At 39.6% G+C, this 19,136-nt stretch carries 22 protein-coding genes; 20 read left to right on the top strand and 2 right to left on the bottom strand.

Annotated elements, in window-relative coordinates:
- Nucleotides 1-411 precede the first annotated feature (411 nt).
- Nucleotides 412-603, bottom strand: a complete 192-nt coding sequence (locus AC1Q59_RS24275) for a sigma factor G inhibitor Gin (protein ID WP_492368446.1) — start codon at nt 601-603, stop codon at nt 412-414.
- Between the two features lie 231 nt (nt 604-834).
- Between AC1Q59_RS24275 and AC1Q59_RS24270 the strand changes: the two genes are divergently transcribed.
- The 9 genes from AC1Q59_RS24270 to rsmI all read left to right on the top strand — a co-directional run bounded on the left by AC1Q59_RS24270 (nt 835) and on the right by rsmI (nt 7,740).
- Nucleotides 835-2,265, top strand: coding sequence for an aminotransferase class I/II-fold pyridoxal phosphate-dependent enzyme (locus AC1Q59_RS24270; RefSeq protein WP_492368443.1), 1,431 nt, complete (start codon nt 835-837; stop codon nt 2,263-2,265).
- 122 nt (nt 2,266-2,387) lie between these two features.
- Nucleotides 2,388-3,026 (top strand): dTMP kinase, encoded by a 639-nt coding sequence (gene tmk / locus AC1Q59_RS24265; RefSeq protein WP_492368442.1) that lies wholly within the window; start codon nt 2,388-2,390, stop codon nt 3,024-3,026.
- 134 nt (nt 3,027-3,160) lie between these two features.
- Nucleotides 3,161-3,490, top strand: coding sequence for a cyclic di-AMP receptor DarA (darA, locus tag AC1Q59_RS24260; protein WP_492368441.1), 330 nt, complete (start codon nt 3,161-3,163; stop codon nt 3,488-3,490).
- A gap of 31 nt (nt 3,491-3,521) precedes the next feature.
- A complete protein-coding gene (holB, locus tag AC1Q59_RS24255) occupies nt 3,522-4,529 on the top strand; it encodes a DNA polymerase III subunit delta' (protein WP_492368440.1) in 1,008 nt (335 codons plus the stop codon).
- Nucleotides 4,522-5,349, top strand: a complete 828-nt coding sequence (locus AC1Q59_RS24250; protein WP_492368439.1) for a PSP1 domain-containing protein — start codon at nt 4,522-4,524, stop codon at nt 5,347-5,349. The genes holB and AC1Q59_RS24250 overlap by 8 nt, the downstream gene beginning before the upstream one ends.
- Nucleotides 5,350-5,362: 13 nt before the next feature.
- Nucleotides 5,363-5,740 carry a DNA replication initiation control protein YabA gene (gene yabA, locus AC1Q59_RS24245; protein WP_492368438.1) on the top strand — a complete coding sequence of 126 codons (378 nt, stop codon included), beginning with the start codon at nt 5,363-5,365 and terminating at the stop codon, nt 5,738-5,740.
- Nucleotides 5,741-5,869: 129 nt separating this feature from the next.
- The gene (locus tag AC1Q59_RS24240) at nt 5,870-6,613 is read left to right on the top strand and encodes a tRNA1(Val) (adenine(37)-N6)-methyltransferase (RefSeq protein ID WP_492368437.1); all 744 of its coding nucleotides are present in this window, start codon (nt 5,870-5,872) and stop codon (nt 6,611-6,613) included.
- A complete protein-coding gene (locus AC1Q59_RS24235) occupies nt 6,600-6,887 on the top strand; it encodes a GIY-YIG nuclease family protein (RefSeq protein WP_492368436.1) in 288 nt (95 codons plus the stop codon). Before AC1Q59_RS24240 ends, AC1Q59_RS24235 begins: the two co-directional genes overlap by 14 nt.
- Complete coding sequence (gene rsmI / locus AC1Q59_RS24230; protein ID WP_492368435.1) at nt 6,865-7,740, top strand: 16S rRNA (cytidine(1402)-2'-O)-methyltransferase; 876 nt, start codon at nt 6,865-6,867, stop codon at nt 7,738-7,740. Before AC1Q59_RS24235 ends, rsmI begins: the two co-directional genes overlap by 23 nt.
- Nucleotides 7,741-7,823: 83 nt before the next feature.
- Here rsmI and abrB read toward each other — a convergent pair whose 3' ends face one another.
- Nucleotides 7,824-8,108: a transition state genes transcriptional regulator AbrB gene (gene abrB / locus AC1Q59_RS24225; RefSeq protein ID WP_492368434.1), complete on the bottom strand. Its 285-nt coding sequence runs from the start codon at nt 8,106-8,108 to the stop codon at nt 7,824-7,826.
- Nucleotides 8,109-8,690: 582 nt separating this feature from the next.
- On the opposite strand from abrB, the gene metG reads away from it, so the two are divergent.
- The 11 genes from metG to ridA all read left to right on the top strand — a co-directional run bounded on the left by metG (nt 8,691) and on the right by ridA (nt 19,025).
- Nucleotides 8,691-10,661: a methionine--tRNA ligase gene (gene metG, locus AC1Q59_RS24220; protein ID WP_492368433.1), complete on the top strand. Its 1,971-nt coding sequence runs from the start codon at nt 8,691-8,693 to the stop codon at nt 10,659-10,661.
- 203 nt (nt 10,662-10,864) lie between these two features.
- The gene (locus tag AC1Q59_RS24215; RefSeq protein WP_492368432.1) at nt 10,865-11,632 is read left to right on the top strand and encodes a TatD family hydrolase; all 768 of its coding nucleotides are present in this window, start codon (nt 10,865-10,867) and stop codon (nt 11,630-11,632) included.
- Nucleotides 11,633-11,928: 296 nt separating this feature from the next.
- Entirely contained in the window at nt 11,929-13,113 is a 1,185-nt protein-coding gene (locus AC1Q59_RS24210; RefSeq protein WP_492368445.1) for a resuscitation-promoting factor, read from the top strand.
- Between the two features lie 194 nt (nt 13,114-13,307).
- Nucleotides 13,308-13,868, top strand: coding sequence for a ribonuclease M5 (gene rnmV / locus AC1Q59_RS24205; RefSeq protein WP_492368431.1), 561 nt, complete (start codon nt 13,308-13,310; stop codon nt 13,866-13,868).
- Entirely contained in the window at nt 13,861-14,739 is an 879-nt protein-coding gene (rsmA, locus tag AC1Q59_RS24200) for a 16S rRNA (adenine(1518)-N(6)/adenine(1519)-N(6))-dimethyltransferase RsmA (RefSeq protein WP_492368430.1), read from the top strand. The genes rnmV and rsmA overlap by 8 nt, the downstream gene beginning before the upstream one ends.
- A gap of 178 nt (nt 14,740-14,917) precedes the next feature.
- Nucleotides 14,918-15,805: a sporulation peptidase YabG gene (gene yabG, locus AC1Q59_RS24195; RefSeq protein ID WP_492368429.1), complete on the top strand. Its 888-nt coding sequence runs from the start codon at nt 14,918-14,920 to the stop codon at nt 15,803-15,805.
- A gap of 216 nt (nt 15,806-16,021) precedes the next feature.
- Nucleotides 16,022-16,285, top strand: coding sequence for a biofilm formation stimulator Veg (gene veg, locus AC1Q59_RS24190; protein WP_492368428.1), 264 nt, complete (start codon nt 16,022-16,024; stop codon nt 16,283-16,285).
- A 168-nt stretch (nt 16,286-16,453) separates the two neighbouring features.
- Nucleotides 16,454-16,630, top strand: a complete 177-nt coding sequence (locus AC1Q59_RS24185) for a small, acid-soluble spore protein, alpha/beta type (RefSeq protein ID WP_492368444.1) — start codon at nt 16,454-16,456, stop codon at nt 16,628-16,630.
- A gap of 258 nt (nt 16,631-16,888) precedes the next feature.
- Nucleotides 16,889-17,758, top strand: coding sequence for a 4-(cytidine 5'-diphospho)-2-C-methyl-D-erythritol kinase (gene ispE, locus AC1Q59_RS24180; protein ID WP_492368427.1), 870 nt, complete (start codon nt 16,889-16,891; stop codon nt 17,756-17,758).
- Between the two features lie 56 nt (nt 17,759-17,814).
- Complete coding sequence (purR, locus tag AC1Q59_RS24175; protein WP_492368426.1) at nt 17,815-18,630, top strand: pur operon repressor; 816 nt, start codon at nt 17,815-17,817, stop codon at nt 18,628-18,630.
- A gap of 20 nt (nt 18,631-18,650) precedes the next feature.
- The gene (gene ridA, locus AC1Q59_RS24170) at nt 18,651-19,025 is read left to right on the top strand and encodes a 2-iminobutanoate/2-iminopropanoate deaminase (RefSeq protein ID WP_492368425.1); all 375 of its coding nucleotides are present in this window, start codon (nt 18,651-18,653) and stop codon (nt 19,023-19,025) included.
- The last annotated feature ends 111 nt before the right edge of the window (nt 19,026-19,136 follow it).

Here is a 19,136-nt window from a genome sequence, read left to right as displayed (position 1 = left end):
TAGGGGCTGTCCCCTTGTGAGAGTAGGACGCTGCCAAGCAAAATGAAAGGACATCTGAAAAGATGTTCTTTTTTTGTTTAGGTTCGATCAATATTATTAAGTACTATCGGACAGATATATCCTGAAAAATGGGGAAGGCGTCTATGAGAGGCTTCCTCATGGACATTTTACATGCAAAAACTGCGCGCAGTGTCCATTAACTAGGGTCTCATGGACATCAACCCTGCAAAAACTATAGTCAGTGTCTATAAGAAGCGTTCTAATGGACATCATCCCCGCAAAAATTAAGTCGCCTGTCCATTAGAAGCAGTATCACGGACATAGCCAACATAAAAGCCAAGCTCTGTGTCCATAAAAAAGCAGCAAGTTCTTCACAGACACAAAAAACAGCCCCCTCAAGGAGCTGTTCTATCAAGAATAAATTTCCGGGTTGGTAATTTTCTTTAGTTTTTTTAGATAGTATTTATATTTAGGATTATTTGTATCTGTTGAAATTAAATCACTTTCGCAATCAGTACAGATAAAAGAAGTGTATAGATGTATTCCCCTTTGTTTGGTTTGCTCGCAAATGACACATTCTTCACCTATTTGCTTTTTTGCCATCACATAACTCAAGCCGCTCCACCTCCATACACTTATTCTCTCCGATTCCTCCGTATTGTATACAATCTTTAGAATATTCATGTGTGGGATTTTACTTGATTACTATTGTATGATAAAAAACTCCTTTGATTGTATGTCTATCACCGATTTCTTTTCAGATCACTATTTTGTCATTGTCCATGTTTGGTACAATGAATGGGACTTCCTTTATGAAATTATGGTGAGGATAAAATGAATCAGAACAAAAAACCTTTATATGAGAAATTGGCTGCGCATGAGGAGAAAAGCGTATATTCCTTTCATGTGCCAGGACATAAATATGGAAGCCTCATTCCAAAGGATGCTTCCCGCTATTTTCAGGAATTGCTGAAATTAGATGCGACAGAGTTAAGCGGTTTAGATGATCTTCATTCTCCAGAGGGGATTATCTTAGAGGCTGAGGAGCTTCTTGCCCAACTGCATCATGTGAAAAGAAGTTATTTTTTAGTAAATGGTTCAACTGTGGGAAATTTGGCAATGATTATGGCAGCGGTTAAGGAAAATGAAAAAATACTAGTTCAAAGGAACTGTCATAAATCGGTGCTAAACGGAATTAGACTTGCAGGAGCCATTCCTATCCTTCTTGGACCAGAGCTGGATGAAGAGTGGGGTATTGCCTCTGGAGTGTCTGTTCAAACTGTGAGTCAGGCTATTGAGCTTTATCCAGATGCCAAAGCGATTATTTTAACCTATCCCAATTATTATGGCATGGTTTATGATTTGCAGGGTATCGCCTATCTTTGCCATGAAAAGGGAATTCCAGTGTTAGTTGATGAGGCACATGGGGCGCATTTCATTGCCGGTGACTGCTTTCCAAAATCATCTGTGGAATTAGGAGCTGACCTAGTTGTTCAATCAGCTCACAAAACACTTCCTGCGATGACGATGGGGGCTTATCTTCACTACAATACAAACTTTATTAGAAAAGAAGCTGTGGAGAGTTATCTGCAGATGCTGCAATCGAGCAGCCCCTCATACCCGATAATGGCATCATTAGATATTGCCAGGGGTTACTTAGCAACTTTCACGAGGGAAGATGGCGAATATCTTTTGAAAAAAATTACAGAATTTAAAGATAGACTTCAGCAGATAAAGGGTATTAAGGTTTTATCCTATAAAAATGGTGAGGGCGATCCGCTAAAAATCACCTTGCAGTCTGCATCGGCATTAAGCGGATTTGAGATTCAAAAACTCCTGGAAGATGAGGGAATTTATACTGAAATGGCAGATCCAAATAATGTTCTTCTTGTTTTCCCATTGCTTAAGAAGGGCATGGATTTTCCGTTCAATGAAGTAAATGCTGCATTTGAAAAAGCTTTACATGCATTAGCTCCTCTCAAAAAAACTAAATTGAACTTTGCCTTGGCTCACCAGGGTATTTCAAAGTTAGAAATAAATATAAAGAATCAGGGAAATCTTGAAAGCAGGCTTGTTCCTCTCGATACAGCATCCGGGAAGGTATGTGCAGAATTTATCATTCCATATCCTCCTGGCATTCCTCTTTTATTTCCAGGGGAAGTAATCAGCCGAGAGTCAATAGAGCAAATAAAGCTGCTCCTGGAGACAGGTGCGCGATTTCAGGGCGGAAAAAATCTGCTGCAAAGAAAAATGAGCATTTATTAAATAATTGGCAATGTTATAGCTTAATGTTGATTTCAACAGCTTAGTGATTGGAGCGGAAATCAACGGCCGAATTTAACAGAGCTCAATAATCATACTGGCGAATCCGGAGGTTGTTATTAGTTATGAAACGAGGCATTTTTGTTACGATGGAAGGTCCAGAAGGGGCCGGTAAAACGACGATTATTCAGCTGCTTGCAGAAAAGCTTGAAGCAGAAGGATATAAGATTCTTCAAACAAGAGAACCGGGCGGCATAGAAATAGCCGAACAAATTAGAAATATCATCCTTGATAAAGACAATGTAAAGATGGATTCCCGGACAGAGGCGCTTTTATATGCCGCAGCTAGAAGGCAGCATCTTGTTGAAAAGGTTCTTCCCGCCCTTAACGAGGGGTATATTATTATTTGTGACCGTTTTATTGACAGCTCGCTGGCTTATCAGGGCTATGCGCGTGGATTAGGCATGAATCAAGTATTGACCATTAATGAATTTGCCATTGAGGGCCTCATGCCCAATCTGACAATCTATTTTGATATTAAACCAGAAATTGGCCTCGAAAGAATTAATCGGCATAAAAACAGGGAGGTCAATCGCTTAGATTTAGAAAATCTTGAGTTTCATAAAAGGGTGAGGGAAGGGTATTTGAAGTTAGCAGATCAATTCCGGGACCGTATATATAAAGTGGATGCTTCAAGGACGGTGGAAGAAGTATTGAAGGAAGTTGAAAGAAAGCTGAGAGAAGTCATTTCAGGAACAGACTAAAAAAAGCCGAATTCCTATTTTATACAAAATTTGAATTGATCTATTATATTTATACGAACATAAAGTATGATTGATCATAAAATAATTGATATAATAATGATAAGAATAGCCAAAGGATGAGAGGGGCTGAATATATGAAACTAATATTAGCTGTGGTACAGGACCAGGACAGTAATAAATTAATGAATGCACTGGTGGATCATAATTTTCGGGCGACAAAGTTAGCAAGCACAGGGGGCTTTTTGAAGTCAGGAAATACAACTTTTATGATTGGGACGGAGGATATCCGAGTGGATAAAGCTCTGCAGATTATCAAAGAGAATTGCCGGTCAAGAGACCAGCTAGTAGCCCCTATTTCCCCAATGGGCGGGAATGCAGATTCGTATGTGCCTTATCCTGTTGAGGTTGAAGTGGGCGGTGCAACTGTATTTGTATTGCCAATTGAGCAATTCGTTCAGTTCTAAATAAACAAATGAAAAGCAAGTGGTGATGATTGTGGCAAAGACATGGAAAGAGCTTGAAGAAATCCAGCCCATGGTATTGAAAATGTTTCAAAATAGCATACAAAAGGACCGGCTGGCACATGCATATCTTTTTGATGGTATGAAGGGGACTGGAAAAAAGGATGCAGGCGTTCTTTTAGCAAAAAGTGTTTTTTGCCTTTCTCCTCACAACGGATTTATTCCATGCGAGGAATGCAAAAACTGCAGAAGAATTAACCATGGCAATCATCCCGATGTTCACATCATTGAACCAGATGGACAATCTATTAAAAAGGCTCAAATTCACCAGCTTCAAGAGGAATTTGCTAAAACTGGCGTCGAGTCAAAAAAGAAATTATATATGATTGTCCATGCGGATCGGATGACAGGGAATGCACAGAATAGTTTATTAAAGTTCCTCGAGGAGCCTCATCAGCAAACATTGGCTATTTTGATAACAGAGCAAGTGCAGCAAGTTCTACCTACTATTCTTTCGCGCTGCCAAACTATCTCGTTTAAAGCATTATCACCTGAAAAGGTTGTTCAGCTATTTCAAGCTAATGGCATTGATTCAAATTTAGCGCCAATTCTTGCCCAGCTGACAAATAATGTTGAGGAAGCTATGGAATATAGTCAGGATGATTGGTTTGTACAAGCACAAAAAATAGTGTTAAAATTATATGAAGCGCTTAGTAAAAATTCGCTTGGAGCTATGGTTGCTCTCCAGGATGATTGGTTTAAGCACTTTAAAGAGAAAGAACAGCTAGATCTTGGCTTAGACTTATTACTTCTTTTTATAAAGGATTTACTATATATTAAGCTCGGCAAACAAGAACAGATTGTCTTTTTAAAGGAAAAAGAACATTTGGAGAAATTTGCATTAAACTCCTCTATCAGACATGTGTCAGACCAAATGGTTATGGTTATGGATGGGAAGAGGAAGCTGCATGCAAATATGAATCCGCAGCTGTTAATGGAACAGCTTGTATTGGGACTGCAGGAGGGATCGACTTTTGTATGATGTAGTAGGAGTTCGCTTTAAAAAAGCGGGTAAAATATATTATTTTGATCCCGGCGGATTAGAGATTGAAAAGGATGACTTTGTTATTGTTGAGACTGTTCGCGGCGTGGAGTATGGCAAAGTGGTTGTAGCGCCGAAGAAAGTTGAAGAACATGACGTTGTCCTCCCATTAAAAAAAGTCCTCCGTATTGCGGATCAAAAAGATCGCATGATCGTTGAAGAAAATAGGCAAGCAGCTAAGGAAGCCTATGATGTTTGCTGTGAAAAGGTAAATGTCCATCAGCTAGATATGAAACTTGTTGATGTGGAATACACATTTGACAGAAATAAAGTTATTTTTTATTTTACTGCTGATGGAAGGGTAGACTTCCGTGAGCTTGTTAAAGATTTAGCAGCCATTTTTAGGACAAGAATTGAACTTCGCCAAATTGGTGTCAGAGATGAGGCGAAGATGTTAGGCGGCATTGGACCGTGCGGAAGAATGCTTTGCTGTTCTACGTTTTTAGGGGATTTTGAACCCGTTTCCATCAAAATGGCAAAGGATCAAAACCTTTCATTAAATCCGACAAAGATTTCTGGACTTTGCGGTCGTCTGATGTGCTGCTTAAAATATGAAAATGATGAATATGAAGATGCAAAGGCACAGCTTCCTGACGTTGGCGAGTGGGTGCAGACACCACTAGGACCCGGAAAGGTTATAGGGTTAAATATTTTAGAACGAGTTATGCAGGTAGATGTTACTGCTCAAGAACGCGTACTTGAGTATACACTTGAGGAAATAACAAAACAGGGTGCTGTTTCAGTTCAATCCACAGATTAATGAGGTGGGATGCGTGGATAAAAAGGAAATCTTTGACTCAGTAATTAATATGGAAGCCCAAATTGGAAATCTTTATACACAACTTGGTGAACTAAAGCAGCACTTGGCAGAAATCCTTGAGGAGAATAACTCCTTAAAATTGGAAAATGAACATTTAAGAAGAAGATTGGGAATTGCTGCAGAAAAGGAGCCAACTACTGGAGATGAAGAAAGGCAAATAGCTGAACAGAAAGAGAAGTCACCTGGTGAAAAGCTAATGGATATCGGTGAAGGGTATGATAATCTAGCCCGCCTTTATCAGGAAGGCTTTCATATTTGCAATCTTCATTTTGGAAGCCCTCGAAAAGAGGGAGATTGCCTCTTTTGTTTATCATTCCTTAATAAGAAATAATATTAGCCTTCCTGAAATATGGAAGGCTATTTTTAACATAAGAATGTCCGCGTGAAGAATGGCCTGGCTTCATACGCAGCATAAAAGGCATTTTATGCTTCTGTACCAATCATATCGGAGGGAATGAAAATGGATTTTTTAAAGGGAGATGAGCGCTTAGATTATTTGCTCGCAGAGGATTTACGCATTATTCAAAGCCCGTCTGTTTTCTCCTTTTCATTAGATGCTGTACTATTGGCAAAGTTTGTGTACGTCCCGATTCAAAAAGGGAATCTAATCGACCTTTGCAGCGGAAATGGGGTAATCCCCCTTTTTTTGAGCACAAGAACCAAGGGGGCCATTACGGGCGTTGAAATTCAAGAACGCCTCTATGATATGGCCGAGCGAAGTATTGAATATAATAGGCTTGGACAGCGCCTGCATATGATTCATGGGGATATAAAGGATATGCCTAAGACATTAGGCTATGGAAAATTTGATATAGTGACATGCAACCCGCCTTATTTTCTAACACCAGCAGACGGGGAAATCAATGAAAATGAACATTTGGCGATTGCCCGTCACGAAATATTATGCACTTTAGAAGATGCGGTCAAAGCCTCCAGTGACTTGGTAAAGCAGGGCGGCAAGGTTGCGTTTGTTCACCGGCCGGGAAGGTTTCTGGATATTGTCTTTTTAATGAGAAAGTATAAACTTGAGCCAAAAAGGGTTCAATTTGTCTACCCGAAAAAGGGCAAGGAAGCAAATACACTGCTGATTGAGGCGACGAAAAACGGCAGTCCCGATCTGAAGATTCTCCCTCCATTATTTGTTTATGAGGAGAATAATGAATATACCCCAGAAATGAAGGAAATTTTATATGGAGACAAATAGCCATTATTTTTATGTCCTTTCTTGCAAGGACGGCAGTTTGTATGCTGGTTATACCAACAATTTAGAAAGGCGCATTAAACAGCATAATGAAGGAAAAGGGGCAAAATATACTAGAGGAAGAGGGCCAGTGGAACTTATTTTTTCAAAGTCCTATGATAATAAACAGGATGCCATGCGGGCTGAGTATCAATTTAAACAGCTGGACAGGAAAAAGAAAGTGGCCTATCTATTAAAAGAGTCAGGTGGTACATATGTGGCAGCAAAAAAGCTTTAGTCAAGAAGAACAGAAGGGAATCTTATACTTAGTTCCCACACCGATTGGCAATTTAGAGGATATGAGTTTTCGGGCGATAAGAATGATGAAGGAAGCTAATTGTATTGCGGCAGAAGATACTAGAAATACAAAAAAACTTTGTAATTATTTTGAAATTGAGACCCCGATTATCAGTTATCATGAACATAATCAGCAGACTAGCGGAAAAAAGCTTATTGAAAGGCTTTTAAATGGTGAAAAAATTGCCCTTGTCAGTGATGCGGGAATGCCAACAATCTCTGACCCAGGCTTTGACCTTGTCACAGAAGCTCTCGAAGAAAAAATTACGGTTGTTCCTCTCCCAGGTGCAAATGCAGCATTAACAGCTTTAATCGCATCAGGTATTCAAACTCAGCCATTTTATTTCTATGGCTTCCTTAATAGACAAAAGAAGGTAAAGAAAAAAGAACTTGAAGCTCTTGCTAAAGTTCCAGCAACCATGATCCTTTATGAGTCTCCCCACCGTTTAAAGGAGACGCTGACACTGATGGAGGAATATCTGGGAGATAGAAGGATTGTCCTTTGCAGGGAATTAACGAAGAAATATGAAGAGTTTATCAGAGGGACGGTAAAGGAAACGCTGAAGTGGGCTGAAAGTGAAGAAATCCGCGGGGAGTTCTGCATGATTATTGAAGGCACTTCTATTACAGATAATGACAAGGAAGATATGTGGTGGCAGGATCTGTCTATTGAAGAACATGTTAATCATTATATGACAGAAAATCAGTTATCCAGCAAAGATGCGATTAAACAAACAGCTAATGACCGCGATATGGGGAAAAGGGATGTTTATCAGGCATACCATATAAAATAAATAAGGTAAAAAAAAACTTCTCAATTCTTTGAGAAGTTTTTTTATATCTATTAGTGTTTTAAATCTATTAAGGAAAAGATATCTTATTTCGCAAGCTCGAATTTGTTTTGAATTTCTTTTAACAGCAATTCTGCACCTTCACGGCTAATAATTAATTTACCGTCAGCAAGTGTCAGATTGTCATCAGAAACTTCCCCGGTAATTTGGCAAGTCATGTTTGGCTTGTACTTCTTAAGGATAATGCGGTCTTCATCAACGTAGATTTCTAGAGAATCTTTCTCAGCAATATCAAGTGTACGTCTTAATTCAATAGGAATAACTACGCGGCCAAGCTCATCAACTTTACGGACAATCCCTGTAGATTTCATTATTGGTTCTCCTCTCTCAATCCCTAATAAATTATTATTTATATCTCTCTATTTTCGTCATTATTCGACAAATTTTCTTGTTACTTACATAATACCAGCGTTTCCCAAATCCGTCAATTACTTTTATCTTGAGTTCAAATAGAAATTTTTTCCTGTCGTGTTAAGCTTGATATATCAATGTTTACGCTGATATAAAGCCTTTTTAGTCCCTTATTTCAAGGGGAAAAGCCGTTTATGAAAATCCGGATTTCCAAACGCCTTCTAATATTTTTCGACAAGATTCTACAATTTCTACATTATTCATTCTATAATATTATTCGCGGATATGCTCCCTTTTTTTAGGATAAAATTGAATGTATTTTTTTCCAATTTCTAGGCTGATTTTGGAAGAATCTCATTTTAAATGAGAAGAAAGCCGGATATAGCCATTTTGTTGCACAAATCCTAATTTTTAGGTATATTTTGATGGTATAAGAGGAAATGATGACGAGTGTAATCATTTGAAAAAGTTAGGATAATTTTATGTTTTTTCTCGTCCATTTTGGCCGGGAATTTTTATATGTTACTAAGGAGGGAATTTTGATGGGAGAGAAGTTAAAAACTTTTTACCTGACTACGCCGATTTATTATCCAAGCGGGAATTTACATATCGGCCATGCGTATACAACAGTGGCTGGGGATGCAATGGCTCGTTATAAAAGATTGCGCGGCTTTGATGTTATGTATTTAACCGGTACAGATGAACACGGGCAAAAAATACAGCAGAAGGCAGAGGAAAAAGGGGTTTCGCCGCAAAGCTATGTAGATGAAATTGTCAGTGGAATCAAAGTACTATGGGATAAACTCGATATTTCTTATGATGACTTTATACGTACGACTCAAGATAGGCATAAGGAAATTGTTGAAAAGATTTTTGCCCAGCTGCTAGAGCAGGGGGATATTTATTTAGGAGAATATGAAGGCTGGTATTGTACTCCATGTGAATCTTACTTCACGGAACGACAGTTAGTGGATGGGAATTGCCCTGACTGCGGGCGGCCTGTCAATAAGGTGAAAGAAGAGTCCTATTTCTTTAAGGTCAGCAAATATGCCGATCGCCTGCTTCAGTACTATGAAGAAAATCCAACATTTATTCAGCCTGAGTCCCGCAAAAATGAAATGATTAATAACTTCATTAAGCCCGGATTGGAGGACCTTGCTGTTTCTAGGACAACTTTTGATTGGGGCATTCAGGTGCCAGGAAATGCTAAACATGTTATTTATGTTTGGATTGATGCGTTATCAAATTACATTACAGCTCTTGGCTATAATACTGATCATGATGAAAATTTCAAAAAGTATTGGCCTGCAGATGTCCACTTGGTAGGGAAGGAAATTGTCCGTTTTCATACGATTTATTGGCCGATTATGCTTATGGCACTAGATTTGCCATTGCCTAAAAAGGTATTTGCTCATGGATGGCTTTTAATGAAGGATGGAAAAATGTCCAAATCCAAAGGAAATGTCGTCGATCCGGTTACATTAATTGACCGATATGGATTAGATGCGCTTCGTTATTATCTGCTTCGCGAAGTACCTTTTGGCGCAGATGGTGTCTTCACCCCAGAGGGCTTTGTTGAAAGAATTAATTTTGATTTGGCTAATGATCTTGGAAATCTATTAAACAGGACTCTTGCTATGGTTGATAAATACTTTGATGGAGTAATCCCTGCATACAAAGAGTCTGCTGGTGAATATGAACAGGAACTGCTTCGCGTCAATAAAGAGACTGTTAAGCAATATGAGGAAGCAATGGAAAAAATGGAGTTTTCCGTTGCATTAACATCCATTTGGCAATTAGTCAGCAAATCTAATAAATTTATTGATGAGACACAGCCGTGGAATCTTGCAAAAGATGAATCCAAAATAAATGAGCTTGGCAGTGTACTTTCTCATCTTGCAGAATCATTAAGAAGAATTGCTATTCTCCTTCAGCCTTTCTTAACACAGGCGCCGAAGGAAATTTTCAAACAGCTGCATGTAAATGAAGACAGCTTAACATCATGGGACAGCCTTGAAGAATTTGGTACAATCCCAGCTGGAACGAAAATTTCCAAAGGTGATCCGATTTTCCCTCGTCTTGATTTAAAAGAAGAAGTGGAATACATTAAAGCTAAAATGCAGGGTTCAGCGCCAAAGCCTGAAGAAGCTAAAAAGGAAGTGGCCAAGAAAGAAGACAAGCCGCAAACTGATGAAATTACAATTGATGATTTTATGAAAGTTGATTTGCGTGTAGCTCAGGTTATTCAAGCAGAGCCGGTAAAAAAAGCTGATAAACTTCTCAAGCTTCAATTGGATCTTGGCTATGAAAAGCGTCAGGTTGTCTCAGGCATCGCACAATTCTATAAACCAGAGGAACTAGTTGGAAGAAAGGTTATTTGTGTGACAAACTTGAAGCCTGTTAAATTGCGCGGGGAAATTTCCCAGGGGATGATTTTAGCGGGAAGCCAAGACGGCGAGCTATCATTGGCGACCATTGCAGAAAGTCTCCCATTAGGATCAAAAGTAAAATAAATGTGTTTTAACATAGAAATGTTTCACGTGTAACATTCGCGTCAAACATTTCTATGTTTTTCTTTATTTTAGGCTATATTAAAAAACGATGGCCGCAATCATTGAGTTGTCTGACGGAGCACGCTCAGCTGTAGTGAGCAAAATGTTATCTAAATGAAATAATTGAAATGAAAATATAATATAGGAAGAAAGGAGATTTTTTAATGTTTTTCGACACACACGCGCATTTAAATGCCGAACAGTATAGCGAGGATTTAACAGAGGTCATTGACAGGGCTCTTGAGACAGGAGTTTCTAACATAGTAGTTGTTGGTTTTGACCGCCCAACCATTGAAAGAGCGATGGAGCTTATCGAACAATATGATTTTATGTATGCAAGTGTTGGCTGGCACCCTGTCGATGCTATTGATATGACAGATGAGGATCTTCTATGGATTGAGGAGCTTTCAAAGCATCCAAGGGTTGTAGCTCTTGGAGAAATGGGGCTCGATTACCATTGGGATAAGTCGCCAAAGGACATTCAAAAAGAAGTGTTTAGAAAACAAATTCAGCTGGCTAAAAAGGTTAAGCTGCCAATCATTATCCATAACCGGGAGGCCACAGCAGATATTGTAAAAATTTTAAAAGAGGAAAATGCCCAGGAAGTAGGCGGGATCATGCATTGCTTCAGCGGGAGCCCAGAAACGGCTAAAGAATGCGTTGATATGAATTTCTATATTTCCCTGGGTGGGCCGGTTACGTTCAAAAATGCTAAAAAGCCAAAAGAAGTAGCCGAAGTCATTCCAATGGACAGACTTCTGATTGAAACAGATTGCCCATATCTAGCCCCGCATCCGTTCCGCGGCAAAAGAAATGAACCAGGCTATGTAAAACTAGTTGCTGAACAGATAGCAGAAATAAAAGGCATGTCTTTAGAAGAGGTGGCAGAAAAAACAACTGCAAATGCTAAAAAATTATTCGGCATAAACTGACAGTGAAAATTGTCGAATCACCGCAAAGCTTGTCCAAAAGTTTTTTAATTCTAAAAAGTTCTACATTGTCTCGTCCCTACATAGGATAACCATGTCGATAAGTCTCTCTTTCCTTTCTCCCAGAGTTTTTGCATAATAGGGAATATGTTAGGGAAGGAGCTGATTTTTTCTTTTAGAAAGAGAGCTTATTGGGGGCTTGGAAACATTTACTCATTTTTAAAGTGTTGACAGACTTTATAATAGTCTATATAATCTCTCCAAGAGAAAGGGAGGCGTTTTTCATCGTATTCCAAAACATGAAAAGCCTGTTTTCCCAGTCTCTGAGTAAAAAGAAAATGATTATCCTTTTAGCTAGTTTCATAGTTTTTGTTGGGGCGTTAGCATTGATTATCTTTGAAACAACAAAGAAAACAGTGGCAGTTACATTAGATGGCCAGGAGCAGGTCGTCAAAACCCATGCTAAAACAGTTGAGGAACTTTTAGAGGATTTAGAAATCTCTTTGCGCTCAGAAGACCGTGTGTCTCCCTCGGCAGACACTGAGGTGAAGGACAATTTAGAAATTGTCTGGAAACCGGCAAAACAGGTTCATATTGTGAAAGACAGCGAGAAGAAAACGATTTGGACGACAGCCGATACAGTTAAAGAACTTTTTGAAGAACAAAAGATAAGCATTTCCGAGCATGACAAAGTTCAGCCTAAGCTAGAAGAAAAAATTAAAGGAAACCTTGAAATAGAGATCAATAAAGCTTTTCCAATCACATTGTCAGTTGGCGGAAAGGAACAGCAGGTATGGTCAACTTCGACTACGGTCGCTGACTTTTTATCACAGCAGGGCATTACACTAAATGAATTAGATCGTATTGAGCCTAACCAAGAAGAAATTGTAAAGGCTAATGACACCGTTAAAGTCATACGAGTAGAAAAAGTCACCGATGTAGTGGAAGAACCGATTCGATTTGCAGTGGTTACGAAAAAAGATGGCAACCTGAATAAAGGGTCAGAAAAAGTGATTCAGCAGGGCAAAGAGGGACTGCAAACGAAAGAGTATGAAGTCATATTAGAAAATGGCAAGGAAGTTTCCAGAAAGCTGATAAGTGAGAAGAAGGTTACTGAAAAGCAAGACAAGGTCGTGGCAGTTGGCACAAAAGCTCTGCCAGTTCAGCAGGTTGTATCCCGCGGTAATGAAGGCGGCAAGGAAATTATGGTTTCCTCAACAGCTTATACGGCTCATTGCAATGGCTGTTCCGGAAGAACAGCATCGGGAATTAATCTTCGCGCAAATCCAAATGTGAAAGTCATTGCAGTAGATCCAAGCTTTATTCCATTAGGAACAAAAGTTTATGTTGAGGGTTACGGATATGCTGTTGCTGCTGACACAGGTTCGGCTATTAAAGGACACAAAATAGATGTGTTCTTTCCGTCAAAATCAGAAGCTTACCGCTGGGGGCGCAAAACGGTTAAAATCAGAATCCTAGATTAATAGAGTGAGCAAGACCGCATAATGAGTCTTTATAAATTATAAAAGTGCAGGGGGTATATTAGAACCTCTGCTTTTTTATTTTTTCTTTTTTTACAAATCATATATAATAAAACCCATGTTCATTTATATAGACGGATAAGATTACAAAAATGTTTCAGGTTTTTATCAATTATTTTATTTTTTTTGGAGGAAACATGAAAATTCAAGAAATTATCGTTGTTGAAGGCAAGGATGACACCACTGCTATTAAAAGAGCAGTCGATGCAGACACGATTGAAACAAATGGCTCGGCCATTAATAAAGAAACGATTGAAAAAATAAAGCTGGCTCAAAAAACAAGGGGTGTCATTGTTCTGACAGATCCTGATTTTCCGGGCCAAAGAATCAGAAACATTATTAAGGAAAAGGTGCCTGGATGCAAACACGCCTTTATCGAAAAGAAAGAGGCACTTGAAAAGCATGGGAGAGGTGTCGGGGTTGAACATGCCTCTTTAGAAGCTATAAGAAAGGCGCTAAGCCATGCCCAGCTGATGCATGAGGAGGCAGCAGAGGAGATTACTCAGGATGATCTTATTGATGCGGGACTGATTGGCGGAGCGGGAGCAAGAGAACGCAGAGAAAAACTGGGCAAGCTTTTAAAGATAGGATTTACGAATGGGAAACAGCTGCATAAAAGCCTGATGATGTTTCAAATCAGCAAAGAGGATTTTGCAAACGCCATTGAGATGATACGCCAGGAGGAGAGAAATGGATAAAGATATTGCTACACCGTTAAGAACGCGCGCCATTTTAGAAAAGTATGGTTTTTCCTTTAAGAAGAGCCTTGGACAAAACTTTTTAATTGATACAAATATTCTCCGCCGAATTGTGGATTATGCTGAATTGACATCAAGCTCAGCTGCCATTGAAATTGGCCCAGGCATTGGGGCACTGACTGAACAGCTTGCAAAGCGGAGCAAGAAGGTTATTGCCTTTGAAATTGATCAGCGCCTGCTGCCGATTTTAAAAGAAACGCTTGCTCCTTATCCGCATACAAAGGTTATCCATGAAGATATCCTTAAAGCAGACGTTAGAGGAATGATTGAAACCCATTTACAAGGCATAGAGGATATTATGGTAGTGGCCAATCTGCCTTATTATGTAACAACGCCAATTATTATGAAGCTGCTCGAGGAGAACTTGCCTATCAGAGGGATTGTCTGCATGCTTCAGAAGGAAGTAGCCGACCGGATTTCTGCCAAGCCGGGTACAAAAGATTATGGCTCTCTGTCTATCGCTGTGCAGTACTACACTGAAGCAGAAACCGTTATGACGGTTCCGAAGACTGTTTTTATTCCGCAGCCAAATGTAGATTCAGCTGTCATTAGGCTTACTAAGCGCAAGGAGCCTCCTGTTCAAGTGGAGGATGAAGGGTTCTTTTTTCAAGTCATTCGGTCAAGTTTTGCCCAAAGAAGGAAAACGCTCCTAAATAACCTGACAAGCCTTCTGCCGGATGGAAAGCAAAAGAAGGAGCAGATTATTGCAGCACTTGATGAAGCGGGAATTGACCCTATTAGACGAGGAGAAACATTATCAATTGAGGAGTTCGCCCGTATAAGTGATAAGCTTTTACCTGTATTTTCTTAAGGTCTGCTAATGGCAGGCCTTTTTTAATAGCTCTGTTAGCATTGATTGCTGATTTTTCGTCAAAGGGGTCTTTCGCTTTCTTGTTATCACATGTTTATAGACAATCGCATATTTTATGAAAGAACCTTTATTTAATAGCTTATTATTTCGTTTCAATAAGCTAATTGGAGTGACGGCAGTGAGCATTAATATTATGGATATTGTCGGGAGGGTTTCCTACCAGTGTGATATTTTGTTCCGTGTCATCGATATACGTGAAATAAATGGGCGGAAATATGCTGTCTTGCACGGGGAGGACATTCGTCTTATCGCAGATGCACCAATTGAAGATTTAATTGCCATTGGCCCTTCTACAAGAGAAAAGATGACTGAGAAGATACATGAGCTTGAGGAGCAGTCCTTTCAGCTATTCAGGCAGGAAGTGGATCTTTTAAAGGAAAGACAGGAGTACACAGCAACTGATGGCTATACAAAGGCCATGAGTTATTTTCAGATACCGGGAAAGGTTCTTCATTTAGACGGTGATCCTGCCTATTTAGAGAAGTGCCTTGCCTTATACGAAAAAATCGGTGTGCCTGTCGTTGGCATTCATTGCAACGAAAAAGAAATGCCGTTGAAAATTGGCCAGCTTGTCGAATACTATAGGCCAGATATTCTAGTCATTACCGGCCATGACGCTTATTCTAAAGCGAAAGGTAAAAAAACTGATATCAACGCCTACCGGCATTCAAAGCATTTTGTTCAAACAGTGAAAGAGGCAAGAAAGAAGATTCCCCATTTAGATCAGCTAGTCATTTTTGCCGGGGCTTGCCAATCGCATTTTGAATCCATTATCCATGCCGGAGCTAATTTTGCCAGTTCCCCATACAGGGTAAACATACATGCTCTGGATCCTGTATATATCGTAGCCAAAATCAGTTTTACCCCTTTTATGGAGCGAATTAACGTCTGGGATGTCCTGAGAAACACTTTAACAGGGGAAAAAGGCTTAGGGGGAATCGAGACGCGAGGTGTTTTGAGAACAGGTATGCCTTTTAATAAACAAGAGGAGAGCGAGGATATATGAAACCGTTATACAACGGTTTCTTTTCTTTGGATATTTTAGGAAAGGAAATAGGTACATATTTTCACCCATTTAAGCATACATTATGATTGTTGAAAAATAGAAGATTTTGTGGAAGAAAATATATTGACAAAGTTTTTTGTTTGCTGTTATAATTTATATTTTTGTTTGACTCGTTTGTGTAAGTGTGATATACTTAACATAGTGAGGTGGACCGATATGGGAAAAACATTAAAGGATATTAAAAAGGCTCTGGATTCAAACCTTGGTAAAAGACTTTTGCTTAAGGCGAATGGCGGAAGAAGAAAGACCATTGAACGTTCAGGTGTTTTAGCAGAAACGTACCCATCTGTATTTGTAATCGAGTTAGATCAGGACGAGAATGCTTTTGAACGAGTATCTTACAGCTATGCAGATGTTTTAACAGAAACGGTTCAGATAACATTTTATGAGGATGCATCAGGACAGGTTGCTTTAAACTAAATAGATTATTTTTTTTTGTGCTCTGACAGCTGACCGCCCGTCGCTGTCTTTTTTTTATTTTGAACGGATTTTCTTTATTTATTACAAACAGGCAGGATAATTTAGGGGGAAATTAATCTCTATATCTGCTCATACTATATATACGCAGTGTGAAAGGAGATGTTAATCATCGGCAGAAGAAAGGGCATTATGTCAGAGGGGTTTAAAGAAGAACTGGCAAAGGAACTCGGGTTCTATGACGTTGTCCAGAAGGAAGGCTGGGGCGGCATCACAGCAAAGGACGCTGGCAACATGGTTAAGCGTGCTGTAGAGATTGCCCAGCAAAGTCTTAAAAACAGACAATAAACCATTGACATTCTTTTATAAAAGCCATTGATTAATTGAACAGCTGCGAAAAAAGCCGAGGTCCTTCCTCGGCTTTTTCATTTGGTTAAAAAGCTTACCTTTTGCTGACAGCGATCTGTCAAACCTACTTTTCAACCAAAAATTATGAAAATCAGGAGAAATTGTGAAGAAAGTTTGATCATAGGTCTTACTTTTGCTGTTTTGTGGTAAAATAGGACAAAAAATGGAGTGGCGCAATTTTGTAAAGTAGGTGGAAATGTGAAGCTTTTGGTTAAGGCACCGGCAAAAATCAATCTGTCATTAGATGTATTACATAAACGTAACGATGGCTATCACGAGGTTGAAATGATTATGACAACGATTGATTTAGCAGATCGCCTAGAATTAACTTTATTGGAACAGGACCAGATTAAAATTAATTCGCAAAATCGGTTTGTTCCTGATGATCAGAGAAATTTAGCCTACCAGGCAGCGGCTTTACTGAAAAAGCGGTTTCATGTGAAAAAGGGTGTATCGATCGCTATCGAAAAGCATATTCCTGTTGCGGCAGGTCTAGCAGGGGGAAGCAGTGACGCGGCAGCTGTCTTAAGAGGCTTGAACAAGCTATGGGGTCTTGGGCTTTCCCTTGATGAATTGGCTGCTATCGGTTCTGAAATTGGATCAGATGTTTCCTTTTGTGTTTACGGCGGAACAGCCCTTGCCACGGGAAGAGGGGAAATCATAAAAGAGCTGCCTGCTGCTCCTACATGCTGGGTTATCCTTGCTAAGCCTTTTATTGGTGTCTCAACCGCAGAAGTATACCGGAGACTGCAGTTAAACGGCATGAAACATCCAAACACAAAGGAAATGATGGAGGCAATCAGAACGGGCAGTTACGAAGGTGTTTGCAAAAATGTCGGAAATGTTCTTGAGGAGGTCACCTTTTCCTTACATCCGGAGGTTGCACAGATAAAGGACCAGATTAAGCGGTTTGGGGCAGATGCTGTATTAATGAGCGGCAGCGGCCCGACAGTGTTTGGATTAGTGCGTTATGACTCCCGCCTGCAGCGGATTTATAATGGTTTAAGGGGATTCTGTGATCAAGTATTTGCGGTTCGCATGCTGGGTGACAGACACACACTTGATTGAACCCGTATAATAATGATATAGTTACATTAAAATATTCGGGTTTCGGAGGGTCATTAATGAAGTTTCGTCGAAGTGAACGTTTAATAGATATGACGAATTATTTATTAGAACATCCCAGACAATTAGTTTCCTTAACCTTATTTTCCGAAAGGTACGGTTCGGCTAAATCATCTATCAGCGAAGATTTAGCTATTATCAAGGAGACTTTTGAGCAAAGAGGGATTGGTACGCTGCAGACGGTTCCGGGAGCTGCGGGCGGAGTAAGGTTTCATGTTAAGGTTAAAGATGACGAGGCAAAGGAATTCGTTCAGGAGCTTTGCGAACTTATGGCCAGCCCTGAGCGGTTATTGCCTGGCGGCTATTTATTTCTGAATGATATTTTAGGGGACCCTGCCCTTGTACAGCGGATTGGGCGTATATTTGCCTCTGCTTTTGCTGACAGGCATATAGATGTCGTTATGACCGTTGCGACGAAGGGGATACCTCTAGCGTACGCTGTCGCCCAGTACCTAAATGTACCAGTCGTGATTGTCAGAAGGGACAGCAAGGTAACGGAAGGCTCCACAGTCAGCATTAATTATGTATCGGGATCATCAAAAAGAATTCAAACAATGCTTCTATCAAAAAGAAGCCTTGAAGAAGGATCAAGTGTACTAATCATTGACGACTTTATGAAAGCAGGCGGGACGATAAATGGCATGGTCAGTATGCTTGAGGAATTCAATGCCCAATTAGCTGGGATAGGTGTACTAGTTGAGGCTGAAAAAGCGGAGGAACGGCTAGTTGATGAATACTTATCACTTATTCGCCTTTCAGATGTTGATATAAAAGAAAAATCAATTAAAGTCCATGAAGGGAATTATTTTATTTAACATATAAGGGGGAAATAAAAATGAAAGCGATTCATACCGAGAATGCTCCTGCGGCGATTGGCCCATACTCACAAGGGATTATTGTAAACAATATGTTTTACAGCTCTGGCCAAATACCTCTGACAGCAGAAGGGACACTAGTGGAAGGCGACATTGAGGAACAGACCCATCAGGTGTTTAAAAACCTTCAGGCGGTCCTTAAAGAGGCTGGTGCATCTTTAGAAACTGTTATAAAGGCCACTGTATTTATTAAAAACATGGATGAATTTGCTCAAGTTAATGAAGTATACGGAGAATACTTCCATACACACAAACCAGCTCGTTCGTGTGTAGAAGTTGCACGGCTCCCTAAAGATGTTTCAGTAGAAATTGAAGTTATTGCGTTAATTAAATAATTTTTCTTCAAAAAGGCCTGTTTTTAAGCTGGCCTTTTTCTGTGAAAATAATTTCTAGTTTAAAATTTATAACGATTGTTAAAACTAATTAACAATTGAATTTTAACAATA

The organism is Cytobacillus sp. MT66 (assembly GCF_058792595.1).
This window is presented reverse-complemented; position numbering and strand designations above follow the sequence as displayed.

Bases quoted from the DNA above. Each gene is read 5' to 3' on its own strand.
- AC1Q59_RS24215 (WP_492368432.1), top strand. From the start codon at position 10,865: ATGTTTTTCGACACACACGCGCATTTAAATGCCGAACAGTATAGCGAG.
- AC1Q59_RS24240 (WP_492368437.1), top strand. From the start codon at position 5,870: ATGGATTTTTTAAAGGGAGATGAGCGCTTAGATTATTTGCTCGCAGAG.
- AC1Q59_RS24210 (WP_492368445.1), top strand. From the start codon at position 11,929: ATGAAAAGCCTGTTTTCCCAGTCTCTGAGTAAAAAGAAAATGATTATC.
- rnmV (WP_492368431.1), top strand. From the start codon at position 13,308: ATGAAAATTCAAGAAATTATCGTTGTTGAAGGCAAGGATGACACCACT.
- rsmA (WP_492368430.1), top strand. From the start codon at position 13,861: ATGGATAAAGATATTGCTACACCGTTAAGAACGCGCGCCATTTTAGAA.
- abrB (WP_492368434.1), bottom strand. From the start codon at position 8,108: ATGAAATCTACAGGGATTGTCCGTAAAGTTGATGAGCTTGGCCGCGTA.
- ridA (WP_492368425.1), top strand. From the start codon at position 18,651: ATGAAAGCGATTCATACCGAGAATGCTCCTGCGGCGATTGGCCCATAC.
- purR (WP_492368426.1), top strand. From the start codon at position 17,815: ATGAAGTTTCGTCGAAGTGAACGTTTAATAGATATGACGAATTATTTA.
- AC1Q59_RS24235 (WP_492368436.1), top strand. From the start codon at position 6,600: ATGGAGACAAATAGCCATTATTTTTATGTCCTTTCTTGCAAGGACGGC.
- AC1Q59_RS24275 (WP_492368446.1), bottom strand. From the start codon at position 603: ATGGCAAAAAAGCAAATAGGTGAAGAATGTGTCATTTGCGAGCAAACC.
- darA (WP_492368441.1), top strand. From the start codon at position 3,161: ATGAAACTAATATTAGCTGTGGTACAGGACCAGGACAGTAATAAATTA.
- metG (WP_492368433.1), top strand. From the start codon at position 8,691: ATGGGAGAGAAGTTAAAAACTTTTTACCTGACTACGCCGATTTATTAT.
- AC1Q59_RS24270 (WP_492368443.1), top strand. From the start codon at position 835: ATGAATCAGAACAAAAAACCTTTATATGAGAAATTGGCTGCGCATGAG.
- rsmI (WP_492368435.1), top strand. From the start codon at position 6,865: ATGTGGCAGCAAAAAAGCTTTAGTCAAGAAGAACAGAAGGGAATCTTA.
- veg (WP_492368428.1), top strand. From the start codon at position 16,022: ATGGGAAAAACATTAAAGGATATTAAAAAGGCTCTGGATTCAAACCTT.
- tmk (WP_492368442.1), top strand. From the start codon at position 2,388: ATGAAACGAGGCATTTTTGTTACGATGGAAGGTCCAGAAGGGGCCGGT.